Genomic DNA, 15,829 nt, shown 5'->3' on the forward strand with positions numbered 1-15,829 from the left:
TATTTTTGTCTATGATAAATGTAGGAGTGCTTGGTGCCACAGGAGCGGTGGGGCAGCGCTTCGTTCAGCTTTTAGCGGATCATCCCTGGTTTCATATCGAGGCTCTCACCGCTTCTGAACGGAGTGCAGGAAAACCGTATGGCAAGGTGGTCAACTGGCGCCTCGATGCGCCGTACCCGGACAACGTCAGCGATATCGTCGTCACTCCCACAACCGTCGAGAGCCTGAAGGACTGCGATCTGGTCTTCTCGGCGCTGCCCGCCGAAGTGGCGACGTCCCTTGAGACGGAGATCGCCGGCGCGGGCATCGCCGTCTGCAGCAACGCCCGGTCGCACCGCATGGACCCCGACGTCCCGCTGGTGATCCCTGAGGTCAACCCGGATCACCTGGGCCTGATCGACGTCCAGCGGGACCGCGGAAGCGGGGGGTTCATCGTGACCAACCCGAACTGCTCGACGATCGTCCTTGCGCTGGCCCTTGCACCCCTCCGGTCGTTTGAGTTCCATGACGTGCGTGCGGCGACCATGCAGGCTATCTCGGGGGGCGGGTTTGCCGGCGTCTCCGCCATGGACATCTACGACAACGTCATCCCCTACATCGGCTCCGAAGAGGAGAAGATGGAGTCCGAGACCTTAAAGATCATGGGGACGTTCAACGGCTCCGAGGTGATCCCGGCTCCGTTCAGCGTGAGTACAAGCTGTCATCGGGTTCCCGTCATCGACGGGCACACCATTGCGGTCTGGATCGACGTGAAAGAATCGGTTGCCGAAGTGAAAAAGGTTTACGCAAACTTTAAGTCACCTTTCAGCAATCTACCTTTACAGCCAGCAAAGGCAGTTGAGCTCTTCGAACAGTCCGACCGTCCGCAGCCAAGGCTCGACCGTAACCGGGGACGGGGCATGACGGTGTCTGTCGGGAGAATCCGTGAAGGATTACGGTTCGTCGCGCTCGGCCACAACACCATCCGTGGCGCTGCAGGCGCATCCGTCCTCAACGCAGAACTGATATACTCGAGGAAGTACCTTTAGACGAGGTGGGCTAATGATAAAAGACAACACAGTATTCGTGGGAAACAAACCGGTCATGAACTACGTGCTCGCGGTGGTCACCCAGTTCAATAACGGAGCTGAGGAAGTTGCGATTAAGGCCCGGGGGAAGGCCATCTCGCGCGCAGTCGATACGGCGGAGATCGCGCTCAACCGGTTCCTGGCGAACGTGGACAAGAAAGAGATCTTCACGTCGACCGAGATGATCGACACCGATACAGGGAAGACGAACGTATCAAGCATCGAGATTGTCCTCACTCAGGCGAAGTAAATTTCGAAGCCCTTTTTTTGATACTCTTTAACGAAACACAACCGGGGGGAGTAAAACACCCTCCTTTCGTTCAGGAGGGCTCCTGTTGTGCCGGTACCCGCGCACGTTACGTTGCCGATTTTCGAAGCATTAAAAAGTTCAATCCTGCGGAAGCGATCTGTCAGACGGTCCGGTATATGGTCGTTCTACCCTCTTATCGACCATAAAGGCTATATGATCACCACTATCATTATTGTACAATGAAGTGGGTGACGGTCGGTCTGGTGCTGCTGCTTGTATCTGCTCTCGCTCTTCCCGCGCTGGCGGCGGGTGAGGAGCGGTACGGCTACATCACGGTCAAAGATGTCACCGTTAAGCTCGAGAAAGCGGACGCCGTCGTCATCATGAACTATACGATAGACGACGGCATCGGGTTCCTCGTTCTCCTCCTTGGAAAATCCGACCTGAAGCAGAAGTCCCTCGATATCCTGAACTTCAACGACACCCGGGTTCAGCACCTCGACCTCGATCGCATCGAGGTGCGCGTCACGAACGCAGCGAACGATTACGGGCAGGGGTCATACTGGTTCCCCGCGCACAGGTTCGGCGTGGTCGTGCCCTCGCTCACCGTCATCACCCCGCAGGACGTCAAACGTTACGAGAATGTTAGTGAATTCCCTGACGGACTCGGCTATTTTGCGTAACGGCCGGATAGTTCGCCGCTACCTGCAGGTGTCTTGAGTATCGTTGCCGACCGCTCGTGCCTGCATCAGCAGCCCCAGCTCCGCCAGGGCTTGGTTGGTGTGGCGGGCGAAGGTATCGTCTTCCGGTGATCCTGCAACCTCACGGCAGAGGCGGTCCAGGTCGGCCGCCATGTCGACGTCGTACCAGGGCTCGAGCAGGGAGACCGAGAGGTCAAGGCGTTCGGCGGCTTCGACCGTCCGCTGCGTCACATGGGCCGAGCTCCAGGGGATGCCGGAGAAGAGGCGGGGTGTGTGCCTCCGCATTCCGATAAGATAGTAGCCGCCGTCGTCGCACGGCCCGACGACGACGTCGCTCTCATCGAGTCTCCGGAACGCCTCCCCGATGTACCGGCCGGGAAGGGTCGGGCTGTCGCTGTCGCAGAGCACGACCGCCGTTGCCCCCCGGGAAAAGAGCGCTTCCATAACGTTGGCAAGGCGTTCGCCCAGATCCTCGCCGGCCTGGGGGAGGATGGAGAACTCCGGGGGAACGATTCCGGAAAAGAAGCTGTCCGCGGCAGGAGGCGTGTAGGCCACGAACGGGCGGATACCGCTGATGCGGGCGAGCCGGTCGATCGCATCCTGCAGGAACCCGGCGTACAACCGTGCCGCCTCCAGAGGCGTGAGCGGCGGGACGAGCCGCGTTTTTACCTCTCCCGGAACCGGCATCCGGGCCATAACGGCAGCCGCCCGCATCATTGTTTCCGGCCCACAAGCCGGCCCCTTCCGACCTTCCCTTCGTCGGCGGCTTCCACCCAGAGGCCGATGCCGCGCTCCATATCCCGGAAAGCGTCCGTCCCGAAGAGTTCGACGATCCGGCCCTTCAGGTCGCCGGCAATGGAGTCCCGGTAGCGGCGCATGTGCGACGCGAAATCCTCGCTGAGTTCCTCGCATTCCCTCACGGCAAACCCGTGCCGCCGGAGCAGGTTCTCGTACCCCGGGAGGGTCTCCATATACGGGAAGAGCATGAAGGTGTTGAGGCCGTGCAGCTCTTCATCGCTCATGGGCCCGGTCTGTATCCAGTCGGTGAAGGCGATCGTGCCGCCGGGCACCGCCACGCGGCGGCACTCGCGTATCAGCCGGTCCTTGTCGGTCACATAGCACCAGGAGTCCTGCCCCCAGACGACATCGAAGGTTCCTGACTTAAAGGGCATATCGAGGGCATTCCCGAGCCGGAAGGCGACGCGATCGCCGAGACCGACGTTTGCCGTGCGTAAAACCGCCTCGTCCACCATTCGCCCCGTCGCGTCGAGGCCCATCACCGTCGCGCCGCAGGTGCGTGCCAGGTGGTGGGCAGCCCCTCCGAGACCACAGAGAACGTCCAGCACCTGCGTGCCGGCATTCACGCCCGCGACCCTCGCGAGAATATCGGTCTCCTCTTCGCCGCCGACATGGATCTGCTCGCCCATCAGCATCTCCCAGATGACGCCGACGGCCCCCTCGTAGGCGGCCGTGACGTCGCCGATGTTGATATCCGGCATATCTCTCTCACCTTCCCGGCGCCGCCCGCCAGCATCTGGGGTCGGGCCCACAGAGTTCTCCGGTCTCGTAGTACGCCATCGCCCGGCATCCCCAGCAGACGGCGCTCTGCTCGCACCGGGTGCAGGGGGAAGATTCCGGGCCCGGCTCCCGCATCCCAAAGAAGAGCAGTTCGCTGTGGTGATCTTCAACGATCTTATACAGCGGCTGATCCCTGATGTTCCCGAACCCTTCCCTGATGACCGAACAGGGCGTAACGTCGCCGTCCACCGTCACGCAGATCACGGTGCCGCAGTAGAATTTGTTGACGTCCATCGTCCCGAACGAGCAGGAACCCGGATAGCAGATCGTGTCCCGTGCCTGGCAGGCATCCCGGACCTCCCCGGGCGTCGGCACCCATTCCGGGTGGCGGCATGCCCTGCCGACCGTGCACATCTGCGTCAGGCAGATTGTCATCCCGACCTCCTCGCAGAAATACCGCATCGTCCTCGCGAGGTCCTCCCCGGCGAGCGGCCGCGTGAACGTGATGCAGTTGACGAGCTCGCTCGCGGGTTTGCCGCAGGCGAGAATATTCTCGATGCCATGATGAATGGCCCTGATCTTTTCCCTCGCATCCCCGTCGTGAAGCCGGGCGTAGACTGCCGGATCGAGGCTGTCCAGGTGCACGGAGATGAAGCCCCCTTCTGTTGCGGCGACGGCCTGCTCCGCGACTTTTTGGTCGGCGAGCGGGATGCCGCTCGACCAGATGTTGTTGACAAAACCGAGGTCGCGAGCGTGGAGTGCGAGATCGTACCAGTCCTCGCGGACCAGTGGGTCGCCCCCCAGCCAGTCGACGGCTTTCACGTCCATCGCCGCCGCCGAGGCGAGGACGGCAGCGATATCGTCGGGGGAGAGCTCCCTGACCCCGGCGGCATCGGCCGGAGCGTAACAGTAGCGGCATCCCTGCGGGCAGGCCAGGGTCGACTCGATCTGCAGGGAGTATACCCGCCCTTCCTCAAAGTATCGCACCGCCTCTCCCGTAGCGGGATGAAGGCAGCCCCGGACGATGGCTGTATCGATCGCATCGACATGCCGTCCTTCCGCATCCATGACAGCAGCCTCGCAGAACACACCCAACCATGAGCATCATCATATAAGTGGGTGACGGACATACGGCCTTCACGGGAGGGGGGGGCTTTTCTTGATGCTCTCGATCATCACGCCGGTGCTCAACGAGGAGGAGAACATTCCGGGGTTCCTCGCCCACATCGACGATCTCGAGGACCCGTTCGAGCTGATCATCGTCGACGGCGGGAGCACGGACGGTACGTGCAGAGCACTCGAAGCGGCAGCGGGATCGTTCTCCCACAGAATCGTCGTGCTCTCCTCTCCGCGAGGAAGGGGCGTCCAGATGAACGCCGGAGCCCGGCACGCCACGGGAGCCGTTCTGCTCTTTCTCCACGTCGACTGCAGGATAACTCCTGACGCCCCGGACGCGATCCGCCGGGCACTGGAGCAGGAGGGGGTGATCGGCGGGGGATTTCGCCACGCGTTCGAGAGCCGCGATCACCTGCTCTACCTGACAAGCTGGTTTGGGAACCTGCTGGCGGCGAGGACGCAGACCTTCTTCGGAGACTTCGGCATCTTCGTGGAAAAAGAGGCCTTCTTTGAGATCGGCGGATACGAATCGCTTCCCTACCTGGAGGACGTGGAGTTCTCCCGGGCGGCACGCCGGCACGGGAGGCTCGTCCAGGTTGACCGCCCCATCATCGTATCGCCGCGGCGGTATCACCTGATGGGGAAGTACCGCCTGAGCGCCGTCTATATCCTGGTGATGCTCCTCAATCTGGTCGGCATCAGGCCGAAGCGCTTCATCCGCTACGTCGTCGAGAAGTAGGATGAGGGGAGGGCCGGCGGATTACGCCTCTCTCTTCATCGCTACCGGCTCGCGTTCGTCCACCCACCGCCCGAGGAACGACTGGAGGTAGACGCCGAAGAAGGCGCAGAAGAGGCCCCCGATGGTGGCGAAGATGATGTACATCACACCGACATCGGTCGTTATGGGGAACCCGGAGATGTCGCTGATCGTCGAGAGGATATAGGTGCTTGCCCCGTAGGCGATGGCCCCGATCGCCAGCACGAAGAACGGCAGGGCGACCACCCGCTGGATCGTCTCCCGCTCGTTTAAGAAGATGTCGATGATCTTTCCTACCGATGCAACCAGGCCGGCGGCAGTGAACCAGGCGATAGCACCGTATATAAACGCCAGAATCTGGAAGAAAAGCCCAAAAGAGGTATAATACTCGAGAAGACTCGTCAGCCCGAGAATTACCCCGACGATACCCAGCAGTATTGCGGCGATGTAAGAGACGAACGTGAACCTGCCGCCATGGAGCGACGCCTTCAGCGAGGTGATCAGGTAGCCGAAGACCTCGTCGATCCCCATGCCCTTGAAGAGCAGGTAGGTGCCGACGACACCGACGACGACGATGGTTGCGCCCTCCGGGTATCCCAGAAGGTATCCCACCGCATAGAGGAGCATGGCGAGACCGAGCGGAACGAGCACGAGCTTCGAGACTTTCGGGTCGTCGAGAAGGCGTCTTAAGATATAATACGTCCCCTCGAGGTTCGGCATCTGGTTGACCACGACCCTCCGCACGCTGCTGACCGGCACCCGGGACTGGATGATCGGCAGGACGTACTCGTCCTCGGCGCCGTCCGTCACCACGATGCAGGATGTAGAGCCCGTCGCGGAGAGGATCGCATCGAGACCGGACGCCACCCGCCGATCGCCCTCGAGCAGGTTCATGTGGTTGCCGCAGATGACGGCGACGGCAACCTCTTCCCCCCGCCCGGTGAGTTCATCGTAAAGTTTAATCGTCTCGAAGATCGCGTTGACGTCGGAGTCCTCGGGGTCGATCAGGGCGAGAGATGTTGCCGCATGGAGGCATGCCTCTCTGCCCACGATGGGACCATCGATCCGGGCTTTGAACCCGAGATCATCGTCGCGATCGACACAGAGGACGAGCGTCCGCTCTTTTGCCATTCAATAGAACATCATCTCGGATCTATTAAATAATTTGCAGCGGAGTAAAAAAGTATTAGATGAGTTTTGCGCGCTGAAGCAGGAGCAGGTCGTCGGTCGTGATCTTCTCACCGTCACGGAACTGCTGGAAGACGCGTTCCGCCTCTTTCCGGACGGCCTTCTGCTCTTTGGTGACTTTGGTCTTCTTGGTCTTCTTCCGGAGGCCCGAGATCACCTTGTCGTAGTCACGGAGCTCCTTCTGGCAGGCGATGAACTGCTTGTGTTCCTCGTCCGCAGCCTCCTGGGCTTCGACGAACTGCTGGTGGGCCAGATCGGCCTCTTCGCGGGACTTGTCGGCCTTCCGGTAGGACTCCACCATCAGGTCGTGGTGCTGCTGTGCAGCCTCGGCCTTCTCGGTGACTTCCTTGTGGATCTCGGAGGCCAGCCTGCGAAACTCACGCGCATCGGTGAGTTTCGTCCGCATCTCCTTGTTCTGCTCGAGTTCGGCTTCCTGGTCCTTCGCCGCCGCCTTCAGGTGCTTGATCTTCTCGATCAGCTCGCGCTCTTTATCGGTGCTGTAGACCTCGGTCTGCTGTTTGAACTCCAGGTGCTCGATCTGCTTCTGCAGCTCCTTGATGCCCCGGTTCTGGAGGTTGCCGTGCTCCTTCTTGAAGGACTCGATCTCTTCGAAAAGCGCGTTCGCCTTGTCGTTGTACTCGTTCCTCTGGTCTTTCAGCGCCTGGACTTCCTCGTTGATCTTATCCCGCTGCTCCTTGTGCCGCTGCGCCTCCTCGACGAATTCACGGGTCTGCGTGTTCAGCGCGTTGCGCTCGCGGGCGTTTTTGCTGGCAAGCGCGTTCAACTCGTTGCGCCGGTCTTTGTGCTGTTCAGACTCCGCAAGGACTTTTTTTCTCTTCTCAATCAAATCGTTCAGCATTCTCTACCAATCCTCGACATTCGGTACCTGTCTCATATCCCCGCCAGCAGAAGACCGCTCCCATGTGCCGCAGGGGGATGCCGGAGGCTTATGTAGCGGCTACACCACAAGAAAAGACGTTTCCCGGACTCGTGTTCGAGACCGTCGTTCATCTGTCTGCTCATGTGTTCAACCCCGGTACTTGGCACCGCAGACCCACAGGATCTGCGCCCTGCACAATACACCCCGTGCTGGAGGGATTATACAAGAACGTCTATAATTCAAACGTCATCTGTACTATTAAGTATTTCGTAGGGGGGGGCGGAAGGCACGCCGCCGTTAATCGATTCCGGCCAAAAAGGTATGAAAAGAGGGTTATGGAGTTTTAGAGGAAATCGATCAGATGCCCGCTCGGGGCGTCCCCAACCATGCGCCTGCCGGAATGTGCGCCGGACCGCTGCGTTGCCTGTTCGTAGGCACGGTGGCTTCCGAGGATCTGTGCACTCTTCACGCCCGTCATGACCGCCATGACGCGAACTCTTCCTTCGTAATCGCTGTTCACTCTCGCTCCCCAGATGACGTCCGCATGAGGGTCGAGTTCGTAGGTCAGGGAACTCGCGATCTCCTCGGCGTCCTGAAGGGTCAGGTCGTTCCCGCCCGTGATGTGGATGAGGCTTCCCGTTGCTCCACGGTAGTCGATGTCCAGCAGGGGGTGGTTCAAGCACTCGTGGACGACGCTCTCGGCCTTGTTCTGCTGCTTGCTCTCTCCGACGAGCATCACGGCGACGCCTCCCTTGCTCATGATGGCACGCACGTCTGCGTAGTCGATGTTGATGAGCGAAGGCTCCGTGATCGTCTCGCTGATACCTTTGATGGTCTCCGCGATGAGCTGGTCCATGACCGAGAATGCCTGGCCGAGCGGGAGGTTCGGCACGTACTTGATGAGACGGTTGTTATCGAGCACGATCACCGAGTCGGCAGAGGCTGAGAGTTGTTCAAGCCCCTCTTCCGCACGGAGAAGCCGGGCCTTCTCGACCTGGAAGGGATAACTGACCATGCCGACGACGATGGCTCCCTGTTCCTTTGCTATCTGCGCGACAACCGGGGCTGTTCCCGTACCGGTACCTCCACCCATACCGGCGGTGATGAAGACAAGGTCCGCGTCGCAGAGCAGGGCCTCCAGGGTCGGCCGGGCCATCTCGGCCGCACGCCTGCCGACGTCCGGGAACCCACCGGCACCAAGGCCTTTGGTGAGCGACTTGCCGACAAGCACCCTCTTGTCGGCCTGGATCATGTCCAGGTGCTGCTTGTCGGTGTTGACCGCGATCGTCTCTGCGCCGCTGACCTGCATGTGGTACAGCCGGTTGACGGTGTTGTTGCCTGCACCGCCGCATCCTACGATAACGATGCGTGGCTGGCCGAGGATGTCGTCTTCGCCCTCTGCCGAGTCTGTTTTCAGGTACTTCTCACGTTCCGCGTGTTTTAACGCCTCGTTGATGATTGTCTGCATCATATACCTCCTAAACTTTGAATGAAATCTGGTCGGCCTCGCGTAGAACACGGTTTCCATGCCTCTCGAGAAGTGCTCTGACCGAATACCGCACAGCCTCCGATACTGTGGGGAACTCGCCGGCTTCCACCAGCCTCTCGAGCATCTCAACCTGTTGCCGGGGCAATCTGATTGTGATCCGATCCATCATTTCAATCACTCATATCTGACATTTAGCAGCTGAGAGTCTGCCATTTGTCAGACAATCGTAATCTTTTCGTCTGACTGCATCAGATAAGGCATAATAATATTTGTATTATATAAATACTTTTCGAAATAGGTTCATGTCCTGCATAACGGTTTTATGGATAGCAGCCGACAACGTATCCTCAAAGAGTTGCCACGGATATGAGAGAGAATCTCCCCAAAAGGGCGGAACATGGCGGCCGGGTGCGCTGGCACCGCACCCGGGAGCAGGGCGAGCTGCTTGATTTCAGTGCCAACGTGAATCCGTATCCTCCAGAGGTCCCCTGGGTTCCGGACCCCTCGGCGCTGAAGGATTACCCGGACGACCGTTATGAGGCGCTCAAAGAGGAAATCGGCAGAAAATTCGGGCGCGATGCGGCGGAGGTCGCCGTCGGCAACGGATCCGTCGAGTTGATCCGCGCGTTCTGTTATGCCATGCTCGGGACCGGTGATGCCGCCCGTATCGACTCGCCCACGTTTGCCGAGTACGAGATGGCGGTCCGGCTTGCCGGCGCCCGGTGCACCGCCGATGACAGCGAGGCTGCCGTCCGGTTCCTCTGCAACCCGAACAACCCGACCGGGAAGCTCCATTCCCGCCAGGAAGTCCTCCGGGTGCTCGACACGGTCTCCGGGCAGGGAACGTGCCTGTTCCTCGACGAAGCGTTCATCGAGCTCTCCGACCCGGCTCAGAGCGTCGCCGACGTCGCCCACGAAAACCTCTTTTTGCTGCGTTCCCTGACAAAGAGCTTCGCCGTGCCGGGCATCAGGTTCGGATACGCCTTCGGCACGCCCGAACTCATCGAGAAGGTCGAGACGGTCCGCCTTCCCTGGACAGTGAACGCGTTCGCCGAGTCCTTCGCGATCGAGGCCTTCAGGCATTATGACCTGCTCGAGGAGTCGCGGGAACGGATTGCCCGGGAGCGGGCCTGGCTCTGCAGCCGCCTGGATGCTCTCGGCCTTGCCTATGCACCGCCGTCTGCGAACTATGTCCTTATTGAAGTCCCGATGGAGGCGGAGGTGCTCGTCGGGCGCTTCCTCTCCCGCGGCATCCTGGTCCGGGACTGCCGGTCGTTCGGGCTTCCCCGCCACATTCGCGTGGCCGTGCGGACCCGGGAGGAGAACAGGCAACTCATCGAGGCGTTCGAAGCATGCTTGCCCTGATCATGGCCGGTGGGGAGGGCTCCCGGCTCCGGATGGGCGAAAAGCCGCTCGTCACCATCTGCGAAAGACCGATGCTCTCCTACGTCATCGATGCCTTCTCGTCTGCCGGGCACGAGGTGGTCGTGGTCGCCTCCTACAAGACACCGTTCACCAAGAACTGGTGCCGGGTGCAGGGGGTCACCCTGTACGAAGCGGAAGGGCTCGGTTACGTCGAGGATATCAACGCCGCTGCGGCGGACCTGGAGGAAGAAGGCACACCCTTCTTCACCTGCGTATCCGACCTCCCCTGCCTTGCACCCGATATCATCGCCGGCATCGAGGACGCCTGGCGCCGGTCGGGAGCCCCGGCATGCTCCACGTGGGTGCCCCGCGATCTCTGCGAGGAGCACGGCTGCCGCACGCAGTATACGGAAGCGATCGACGGCACGCCGGCCTGCCCCGCCGGGATCAACATCCTGACGGCAGGCGGTCTTGACGAGCCCCAGGAAGAACTCCGGCTCCTCCTGCATGACAGAAGGCTCGTCTTCAACATCAACACGCGCGAGGAGCTGGCGCTGGTGCAGGAGTACCTCTGCCGGAAGCGGGGCGAGTAGGGCTGCGGTTGTTCTGACGGTCATGGTGCACGGTTGAGGAGTTCCAGCCCCGCTGAAAGGAAGAAATTTGGGCTCTGTTGAAAGCGTGTTTGGGTTCTGGAGGTCGTAATAGAGGGATGTGTGGATGCCCGGATTTCGAGCACCTAAGGTGCGAGGTGCAACTGTCGGAACGACAGGAGTTAGTGAAGGTCGAAGACCTTCGCTATGTGGCAAACACAGTGACCAAAACGGGAAAATCTCACGGTGCAGTGGACCGTGGGACTATCGCCACGCGGGGAGGGGCTGACGGGGAGGGGGGAGCATCCCCCCCTCCCCTGTCTCTACTCGTCAACTGACGTCTACAACCCCCACTCGAAGACCTCCGGTCTTCTCAAGCTCCGGACGTTCCGTCCGTCGCACCCCGCCCGGCCTCCGGCCTCCTCCTCCGCACCTGCGGTGCTTCAACTCCGTTCCTGATGGAACATCGTTCTTCGGTGCTCGAACTCCTACCGTTCCGGCAGTCGTTCCCCGCCCCGAGGGGCGGGGGCAGTCATGGCGATACCCCCTCGGAATCCGTGTCTGGGACGCAATCGATGACTCTCCTGAGAGCGTTTCAATAGGGCCGAAATTTGAGTGCCGAAGTTTTCCCACCCCCGGGACCGGTGCGCGGCGGCACTCACCCCGGGAAACTACCGTCACGGACCGGCGGCAGGGGCGGTGTTCCGGGGGACATGCACGCGGGGAAACTGTATTATCAAACTATCACCAACTCTTGTATATGGAATCCTGCCGGGAAATCGAACTAGAGGGCCATATCATCGACTCAGGCGTCATGACCCTGGTGTTTGACAGGATCATGGATATGGGAGGAGAATTCGAGATTCTCACGTTCAACGTCGGAAGACTGAAGACGGACACGAGTTACGCACGGTTGCGCGTGACGGCGCCCACCGACCGGCAACTCGACGCCATCCTCTCCGAGTTGCACCGGCTCGGCGCACGCGCCCCCGAGATCGGGAACGTCACCCTCGTACCGGCAGAGGGCGACCGGATCCTTCCGAAGGGATTCTATTCGACCACCAACCACCCGACCTTCGTAAAATACCAGGACGAGTGGCTGCCCGTCGAGCAAATCGAGATGGACTGCCATATCGTGGTCGACGAGAACGAGAAACGGGCGATTTGCACTCCGATATCGAAGATCAAGGCCGGGGACGCCGTCGTCGTCAGCGAAACCGGGGTCCGGGTGGTCTACCCCGAGCGGCCGAGGAAGGTCAGCACGTTCGAGTTCATGCACGGGACCGTCTCGTCTGAGAGGCCGAGCGAGGCGATCATCGCAAAGATTGCCCGCGAGATCCTGAACCTGAAGAAAGAGGGGGGGAAGATCGCGCTCGTCGGCGGCCCCGCCATCGTCCATACCGGAGCGGCCGACGCCCTTGCGAAGATGATCCGCGCAGGCTGCATCGACGTGCTCTTTGCGGGGAACGCGCTCGCCACCCACGATATCGAGTCCAACCTCTACGGCACGTCGCTCGGGATGAACGTCAAAACGGGCACGCTCGTCACCGGCGGGCACAAGCACCACATCCGCGCCATCAGCGAGATCATGCGGGCGGGCTCCATCAAGAACGCAGTCGACCAGGGGGTCGTCACCGGCGGGATCATGTACGAGTGCGTGAAGAAGGGCATCCCGTTCGTGCTCGCCGGCTCCATCCGGGACGACGGACCGCTCCCCGACACGATCACGGACGTCGTGGAGGCGCAGGACGCCATGCGCCGCCACATTCACGATCTCGGGATGGTGGTGATGGTGGGAACGCTCCTCCACTCGGTCGCCGTCGGGAACTGCCTCCCCTCGTACGTCAAGACCGTCTGCGTCGATATCAACCCCGCATCGGTGACGAAGCTGATGGACCGGGGCACGACGCAGGCGATCGGCGTCGTGAGCGACGCAGGGACGTTCCTCCCGCTGCTCTGCGAGCAGCTGGAGATACATGGGGAGTGCTAGCGGGTGAGCGGCATACAGAACGGCTCTTCCCGGTCCAGCACGAACTCCCACTCTTCTTTGCACCCGCACTCCGTCTCTCTCAAGGCGCGCAGGAGCTCGACGTCGCCGGAGAGCGAGTAATCGCCGATCCCCTTCACGATCGGGCCGTCGCAGGTGCCGCAGTTGTGCGGCCCCCGCATCTGCCCGCCGCCGACGGGATCGCAGAGGATATGCACCGGGGAAGCGATCAGCACGTCAAGGACGCTCCAGAGATACGGCGGCCGGAATGCGTGTTGTTTCCAGAGGCGTTCGACCTCGGTCCTGCTCTGGACGGTGCAGAGGTTCATGGAGATGCTGTCCGCAACGGGGGCGACGTCCCCGATGGAGCGTATCATGTCGTCGCGCGCCTCGCGTTCGGTCAGGAACGGCGGTTTCATCAGCAGGTAGGCTTTCATGCCCGCGCCGGCGGCGTGCGCAACCTCTGCGGCGCGGAGGAAATCGGCGTACGAGAACCCCTTGTCGATGCTCCTCTCCCTGATGATGTCGTTCGTGGTCTCGAGGCCCACGGCAACGGAGAGTGGTTTTGCCCAGGCGCCGGTATCGATGATCTCTTGAAACTCCCGGAGCGCCTCCGCATCGACGTACTCGGGCCGTGTCTCGGCGATCACGGCTTTGCCCCGGAACGCCTCCGCGACGGCGCGCCTGACTGCGGGGGGAACCTCGTCGGGATCGAAGAAGCTCCCCGACGTGAAGATCTTGAGCAACTGGTAGTCATCGTCGGAGAAGTTCTCTTTCACCCAGCGGACCTGGCGGATCAGCCGTTCGGTGAGTTCGTCCCCCGGGAGGCCCTGGTAGCGCTCGTGCCGGTAGCCGCACATCCTGCACCGGTTCCAGGAACACCCGCCGCTACGAAAGATTACCGTCAGCGTATCGAGGATCCGGCCTTCATAGAGGTCCTTCCCCCGCCAGGACGCCAGCGGCTTCTCGGTTAATTTGGATAGCATTATACCTCTTATTCGTTGATGTACTGGTATGAAAAGGATCGCATGGCTGACGATCATCGCCGCGATGGTGCTCGTCGGCACGGCATCGGCCGCATATGTTTCAATCAGTGCTCCGCAGACGGTGTATGTCGGCGACGAGCTCGAAATCACCGGTACCACGATCGTGGGAGGTCTCCCCAAACCTTCGCTCGATCCAGGGTTCAGCACGGAGATCATCTTATACGTTCTCAAGCCCGGGAAGAGCGAAGTAGGCAGGAAGACGATCGTCGTGCAACAGGATGGTACGTTCTCCGCGACGTTCGATACCAGCGGCTTTAAAGCAGGGGATTATTCGATCGATCTCATCGACCCCACGCTCTCCACCTTCGGGAGCAGTTCGAAGACACAGCAGATCGTCACCCTGGTCGACCGGTCCGGGAGTCTCACGATATCCTCCCCGCTCAACCAGGACTTCGACGGCAGCCTCGATCTCCGGGGTTCGATCGGGGAGATCGGGGATGCGGGCGTGCGGGTCCTGGTCGAGCACGACGGCACTACCGTCTACGGTCCTGAGTATGTCGCGACCGGCAAGGACGGGGCGTTCTCCGTGGAAGTGCCCATATCCGCAGGGGGCACCTACGAGGTCACCTTCTCCGACAACAAAGGCTACATCGGCGACGCCGTATTCGTGGCGACGGGTACGCCGGGACCGACGGCGACTCAGGCGATGATATCCGCGAGTTCCCCCGCCAGCCGGTCCGCTCCGGCGTATTTCGAGGTCGACACCCGGAGTGGCACGGTGACGATCGCGACCTCGGCCGGGATCGACTGGGTGGTCGAGTACATCGACGAGGACGATAACCTCCGCAAGGTGAACAGCAAAGGCATGCTCGAGCCCGAGACCGTGGAGGTTGCGGCACGGGGAGGCCCGGTCTACGTCAAGGTCTACCCCATGAGCTACAACGACAGCGGCACGGTGCAGGTCTCGGCCTCGAATGCCGACTCGGTCAGGGTGAGCCAGACCGCGCCCGGCCTCTTCGGGGACGCGACGCCCACCCCCGCCCAGGCTGCCCCGGTCCCGGCGGCCCTGGCGCTCCTCGCCCTCCTCGCCGTCATCCTCGTTCGCCGGGGATGAACAACCTTTTTTTCGTCGGGTGACCAATAGGTTAAGGCGAGCCGGGATAGTCTAGTCCGGGAAGGCGGTGGCCTTGAAAGCCACTGGTGCCTGGCACCTCGGGAGTTCAAATCTCCCTCCCGGCGTCTATTATTCACGTTCAAATCACTGGCGAAAAGCATGGCCCTTTCTTCTGACCCTCTTTCATACAGAGCTTAGCTACACTGCCTGTTAAGGACCGAGAATTCCATCATGCCAAAGGAGTCTACGCATACAACCCGATTGCCCGTGGACTCGAGGAAAGAGGGCTCGAGAAGAGCGACATCGATATCGTCGAAGAATTCATCGCTGAACTCAAGGCGCAGGGGGGTATCGGCACTCTCCGGGCAAGATCGTCTGCGTCCACGTCAGCCGGCGCCGCTTTATCGGCCCGTACCGCGACGATATCGCCGGGCGGTGTAAAAGGGGTTAGATGATCTTTGTACCCCAGAGCGTACTCTCGTAGCGTTGAGCCTTCTCGCTTCCCCGGAGGCAGTAGAACTGGTATTTCAGGCCCATCTTTTCATGTACCGGGCAGGTGGGACATAGACAACTCTTCTCTTCGGAAATGCACATGAAACTCTTCCCGGTAGAGCAGAAGAGGCGTTCGTCTGCATTCTTCGCACAGGAGGTGTACGTCGGGCAGCCGGGGCAGGTGCATGCCGCACGGTTGCTCTCCATCATCTTCATCTGCTCTTCGGGCGGCATCTCCCGCATTTCCTGCATCAGCATCTCGAACTTGTCCATAGGCGTTCCTCGCGGTCCATAGTGAGGCATGATTATGTGAACTACCACGCCCTGAA

17 protein-coding genes and 1 tRNA gene are annotated in these 15,829 nt (G+C 60.9%); 9 read left to right on the forward strand and 9 right to left on the reverse strand.

Annotated elements, in window-relative coordinates; all coding sequences use genetic code 11:
* Nucleotides 1–11 precede the first annotated feature (11 nt).
* The 3 genes from asd (at nucleotide 12) to BRA62_RS11180 (ending at nucleotide 2,000) form a co-directional block, all read left to right on the forward strand.
* Complete coding sequence (asd, locus tag BRA62_RS11170; protein ID WP_292366649.1) at nucleotides 12–1,028, forward strand: aspartate-semialdehyde dehydrogenase; 1,017 nt, start codon at nucleotides 12–14, stop codon at nucleotides 1,026–1,028.
* 13 nt (nucleotides 1,029–1,041) lie between these two features.
* Nucleotides 1,042–1,317, forward strand: a complete 276-nt coding sequence (gene albA, locus BRA62_RS11175; protein WP_292366650.1) for a DNA-binding protein Alba — start codon at nucleotides 1,042–1,044, stop codon at nucleotides 1,315–1,317.
* A 239-nt stretch (nucleotides 1,318–1,556) separates the two neighbouring features.
* The gene (locus BRA62_RS11180; RefSeq protein ID WP_292366651.1) at nucleotides 1,557–2,000 is read left to right on the forward strand and encodes a hypothetical protein; all 444 of its coding nucleotides are present in this window, start codon (nucleotides 1,557–1,559) and stop codon (nucleotides 1,998–2,000) included.
* Nucleotides 2,001–2,018: 18 nt separating this feature from the next.
* Here the strand turns inward: BRA62_RS11180 and BRA62_RS11185 are convergent, their stop codons facing one another.
* Genes BRA62_RS11185 through BRA62_RS11195 form a run of 3 tightly spaced genes read right to left on the reverse strand, consistent with a single transcriptional unit; the run spans nucleotide 2,019 to nucleotide 4,625 of the window.
* Entirely contained in the window at nucleotides 2,019–2,735 is a 717-nt protein-coding gene (locus tag BRA62_RS11185) for a TIGR04282 family arsenosugar biosynthesis glycosyltransferase (protein ID WP_305066463.1), read from the reverse strand.
* Nucleotides 2,732–3,517 carry a methyltransferase domain-containing protein gene (locus BRA62_RS11190; RefSeq protein WP_292366652.1) on the reverse strand — a complete coding sequence of 262 codons (786 nt, stop codon included), beginning with the start codon at nucleotides 3,515–3,517 and terminating at the stop codon, nucleotides 2,732–2,734. Before BRA62_RS11190 ends, BRA62_RS11185 begins: the two co-directional genes overlap by 4 nt.
* A 7-nt stretch (nucleotides 3,518–3,524) precedes the next feature.
* Nucleotides 3,525–4,625 carry a radical SAM/SPASM domain-containing protein gene (locus tag BRA62_RS11195; protein ID WP_292366653.1) on the reverse strand — a complete coding sequence of 367 codons (1,101 nt, stop codon included), beginning with the start codon at nucleotides 4,623–4,625 and terminating at the stop codon, nucleotides 3,525–3,527.
* A 73-nt stretch (nucleotides 4,626–4,698) separates the two neighbouring features.
* Between BRA62_RS11195 and BRA62_RS11200 the strand changes: the two genes are divergently transcribed.
* Nucleotides 4,699–5,391, forward strand: a complete 693-nt coding sequence (locus tag BRA62_RS11200; protein WP_292366654.1) for a TIGR04283 family arsenosugar biosynthesis glycosyltransferase — start codon at nucleotides 4,699–4,701, stop codon at nucleotides 5,389–5,391.
* 21 nt (nucleotides 5,392–5,412) lie between these two features.
* Here the strand turns inward: BRA62_RS11200 and BRA62_RS11205 are convergent, their stop codons facing one another.
* From BRA62_RS11205 to BRA62_RS11220, 4 genes are all read right to left on the reverse strand, one after another.
* Nucleotides 5,413–6,540 carry a DUF373 family protein gene (locus tag BRA62_RS11205; RefSeq protein ID WP_292366655.1) on the reverse strand — a complete coding sequence of 376 codons (1,128 nt, stop codon included), beginning with the start codon at nucleotides 6,538–6,540 and terminating at the stop codon, nucleotides 5,413–5,415.
* A 55-nt stretch (nucleotides 6,541–6,595) separates the two neighbouring features.
* Complete coding sequence (locus BRA62_RS11210; RefSeq protein WP_292366656.1) at nucleotides 6,596–7,456, reverse strand: coiled-coil protein; 861 nt, start codon at nucleotides 7,454–7,456, stop codon at nucleotides 6,596–6,598.
* Between the two features lie 364 nt (nucleotides 7,457–7,820).
* Nucleotides 7,821–8,945, reverse strand: coding sequence for a cell division protein FtsZ (ftsZ, locus tag BRA62_RS11215; RefSeq protein ID WP_292366664.1), 1,125 nt, complete (start codon nucleotides 8,943–8,945; stop codon nucleotides 7,821–7,823).
* Between the two features lie 10 nt (nucleotides 8,946–8,955).
* On the reverse strand, nucleotides 8,956–9,135 hold the full coding sequence (locus BRA62_RS11220) for a ribbon-helix-helix domain-containing protein (protein WP_067073974.1): 180 nt from the start codon (nucleotides 9,133–9,135) through the stop codon (nucleotides 8,956–8,958).
* 197 nt (nucleotides 9,136–9,332) lie between these two features.
* On the opposite strand from BRA62_RS11220, the gene BRA62_RS11225 reads away from it, so the two are divergent.
* From BRA62_RS11225 to BRA62_RS11235, 3 genes are all read left to right on the forward strand, one after another.
* Entirely contained in the window at nucleotides 9,333–10,331 is a 999-nt protein-coding gene (locus BRA62_RS11225; RefSeq protein WP_292366657.1) for a pyridoxal phosphate-dependent aminotransferase, read from the forward strand.
* Complete coding sequence (locus BRA62_RS11230; protein ID WP_292366658.1) at nucleotides 10,319–10,924, forward strand: NTP transferase domain-containing protein; 606 nt, start codon at nucleotides 10,319–10,321, stop codon at nucleotides 10,922–10,924. The genes BRA62_RS11225 and BRA62_RS11230 overlap by 13 nt, the downstream gene beginning before the upstream one ends.
* 757 nt (nucleotides 10,925–11,681) lie before the next feature.
* Nucleotides 11,682–12,911 carry a TIGR00300 family protein gene (locus tag BRA62_RS11235; protein WP_292366659.1) on the forward strand — a complete coding sequence of 410 codons (1,230 nt, stop codon included), beginning with the start codon at nucleotides 11,682–11,684 and terminating at the stop codon, nucleotides 12,909–12,911.
* On the opposite strand, the gene BRA62_RS11240 is transcribed toward BRA62_RS11235, so the two are convergent.
* Nucleotides 12,908–13,894 carry an archaeosine biosynthesis radical SAM protein RaSEA gene (locus BRA62_RS11240; protein WP_292366660.1) on the reverse strand — a complete coding sequence of 329 codons (987 nt, stop codon included), beginning with the start codon at nucleotides 13,892–13,894 and terminating at the stop codon, nucleotides 12,908–12,910. The two genes, BRA62_RS11235 and BRA62_RS11240, sit on opposite strands and share 4 nt — an antisense overlap.
* 28 nt (nucleotides 13,895–13,922) lie before the next feature.
* Here BRA62_RS11240 and BRA62_RS11245 point away from each other — a divergent pair, with 28 nt between their 5' ends.
* Together BRA62_RS11245 and BRA62_RS11250 are read left to right on the forward strand one after the other, a co-directional pair.
* Entirely contained in the window at nucleotides 13,923–15,008 is a 1,086-nt protein-coding gene (locus BRA62_RS11245) for a hypothetical protein (protein WP_292366661.1), read from the forward strand.
* 40 nt (nucleotides 15,009–15,048) lie between these two features.
* Nucleotides 15,049–15,133: transfer RNA gene (locus BRA62_RS11250), tRNA-Ser, on the forward strand.
* Nucleotides 15,134–15,455: 322 nt separating this feature from the next.
* Here the strand turns inward: BRA62_RS11250 and BRA62_RS11255 are convergent.
* Nucleotides 15,456–15,773, reverse strand: coding sequence for a DUF2769 domain-containing protein (locus tag BRA62_RS11255; RefSeq protein WP_292366662.1), 318 nt, complete (start codon nucleotides 15,771–15,773; stop codon nucleotides 15,456–15,458).
* Between the last annotated feature and the right edge of the window lie 56 nt (nucleotides 15,774–15,829).

This window comes from Methanoculleus sp. UBA208, assembly GCF_002498065.1.
In the GTDB taxonomy this organism is placed as follows: domain Archaea; phylum Halobacteriota; class Methanomicrobia; order Methanomicrobiales; family Methanoculleaceae; genus Methanoculleus.

What these genes read in the sequence shown, in the direction of transcription:
- asd (WP_292366649.1), top strand. Translation starts at nt 12, where the DNA reads ATGATAAATGTAGGAGTGCTTGGTGCCACAGGAGCGGTGGGGCAGCGC.
- albA (WP_292366650.1), top strand. Translation starts at nt 1,042, where the DNA reads ATGATAAAAGACAACACAGTATTCGTGGGAAACAAACCGGTCATGAAC.
- BRA62_RS11180 (WP_292366651.1), top strand. Translation starts at nt 1,557, where the DNA reads ATGAAGTGGGTGACGGTCGGTCTGGTGCTGCTGCTTGTATCTGCTCTC.
- BRA62_RS11185 (WP_305066463.1), bottom strand. Translation starts at nt 2,735, where the DNA reads ATGATGCGGGCGGCTGCCGTTATGGCCCGGATGCCGGTTCCGGGAGAG.
- BRA62_RS11190 (WP_292366652.1), bottom strand. Translation starts at nt 3,517, where the DNA reads ATGCCGGATATCAACATCGGCGACGTCACGGCCGCCTACGAGGGGGCC.
- BRA62_RS11200 (WP_292366654.1), top strand. Translation starts at nt 4,699, where the DNA reads ATGCTCTCGATCATCACGCCGGTGCTCAACGAGGAGGAGAACATTCCG.
- BRA62_RS11205 (WP_292366655.1), bottom strand. Translation starts at nt 6,540, where the DNA reads ATGGCAAAAGAGCGGACGCTCGTCCTCTGTGTCGATCGCGACGATGAT.
- BRA62_RS11210 (WP_292366656.1), bottom strand. Translation starts at nt 7,456, where the DNA reads ATGCTGAACGATTTGATTGAGAAGAGAAAAAAAGTCCTTGCGGAGTCT.
- ftsZ (WP_292366664.1), bottom strand. Translation starts at nt 8,945, where the DNA reads ATGCAGACAATCATCAACGAGGCGTTAAAACACGCGGAACGTGAGAAG.
- BRA62_RS11220 (WP_067073974.1), bottom strand. Translation starts at nt 9,135, where the DNA reads ATGATGGATCGGATCACAATCAGATTGCCCCGGCAACAGGTTGAGATG.
- BRA62_RS11225 (WP_292366657.1), top strand. Translation starts at nt 9,333, where the DNA reads ATGAGAGAGAATCTCCCCAAAAGGGCGGAACATGGCGGCCGGGTGCGC.
- BRA62_RS11230 (WP_292366658.1), top strand. Translation starts at nt 10,319, where the DNA reads ATGCTTGCCCTGATCATGGCCGGTGGGGAGGGCTCCCGGCTCCGGATG.
- BRA62_RS11235 (WP_292366659.1), top strand. Translation starts at nt 11,682, where the DNA reads ATGGAATCCTGCCGGGAAATCGAACTAGAGGGCCATATCATCGACTCA.
- BRA62_RS11240 (WP_292366660.1), bottom strand. Translation starts at nt 13,894, where the DNA reads ATGCTATCCAAATTAACCGAGAAGCCGCTGGCGTCCTGGCGGGGGAAG.
- BRA62_RS11245 (WP_292366661.1), top strand. Translation starts at nt 13,923, where the DNA reads ATGAAAAGGATCGCATGGCTGACGATCATCGCCGCGATGGTGCTCGTC.
- BRA62_RS11255 (WP_292366662.1), bottom strand. Translation starts at nt 15,773, where the DNA reads ATGGACAAGTTCGAGATGCTGATGCAGGAAATGCGGGAGATGCCGCCC.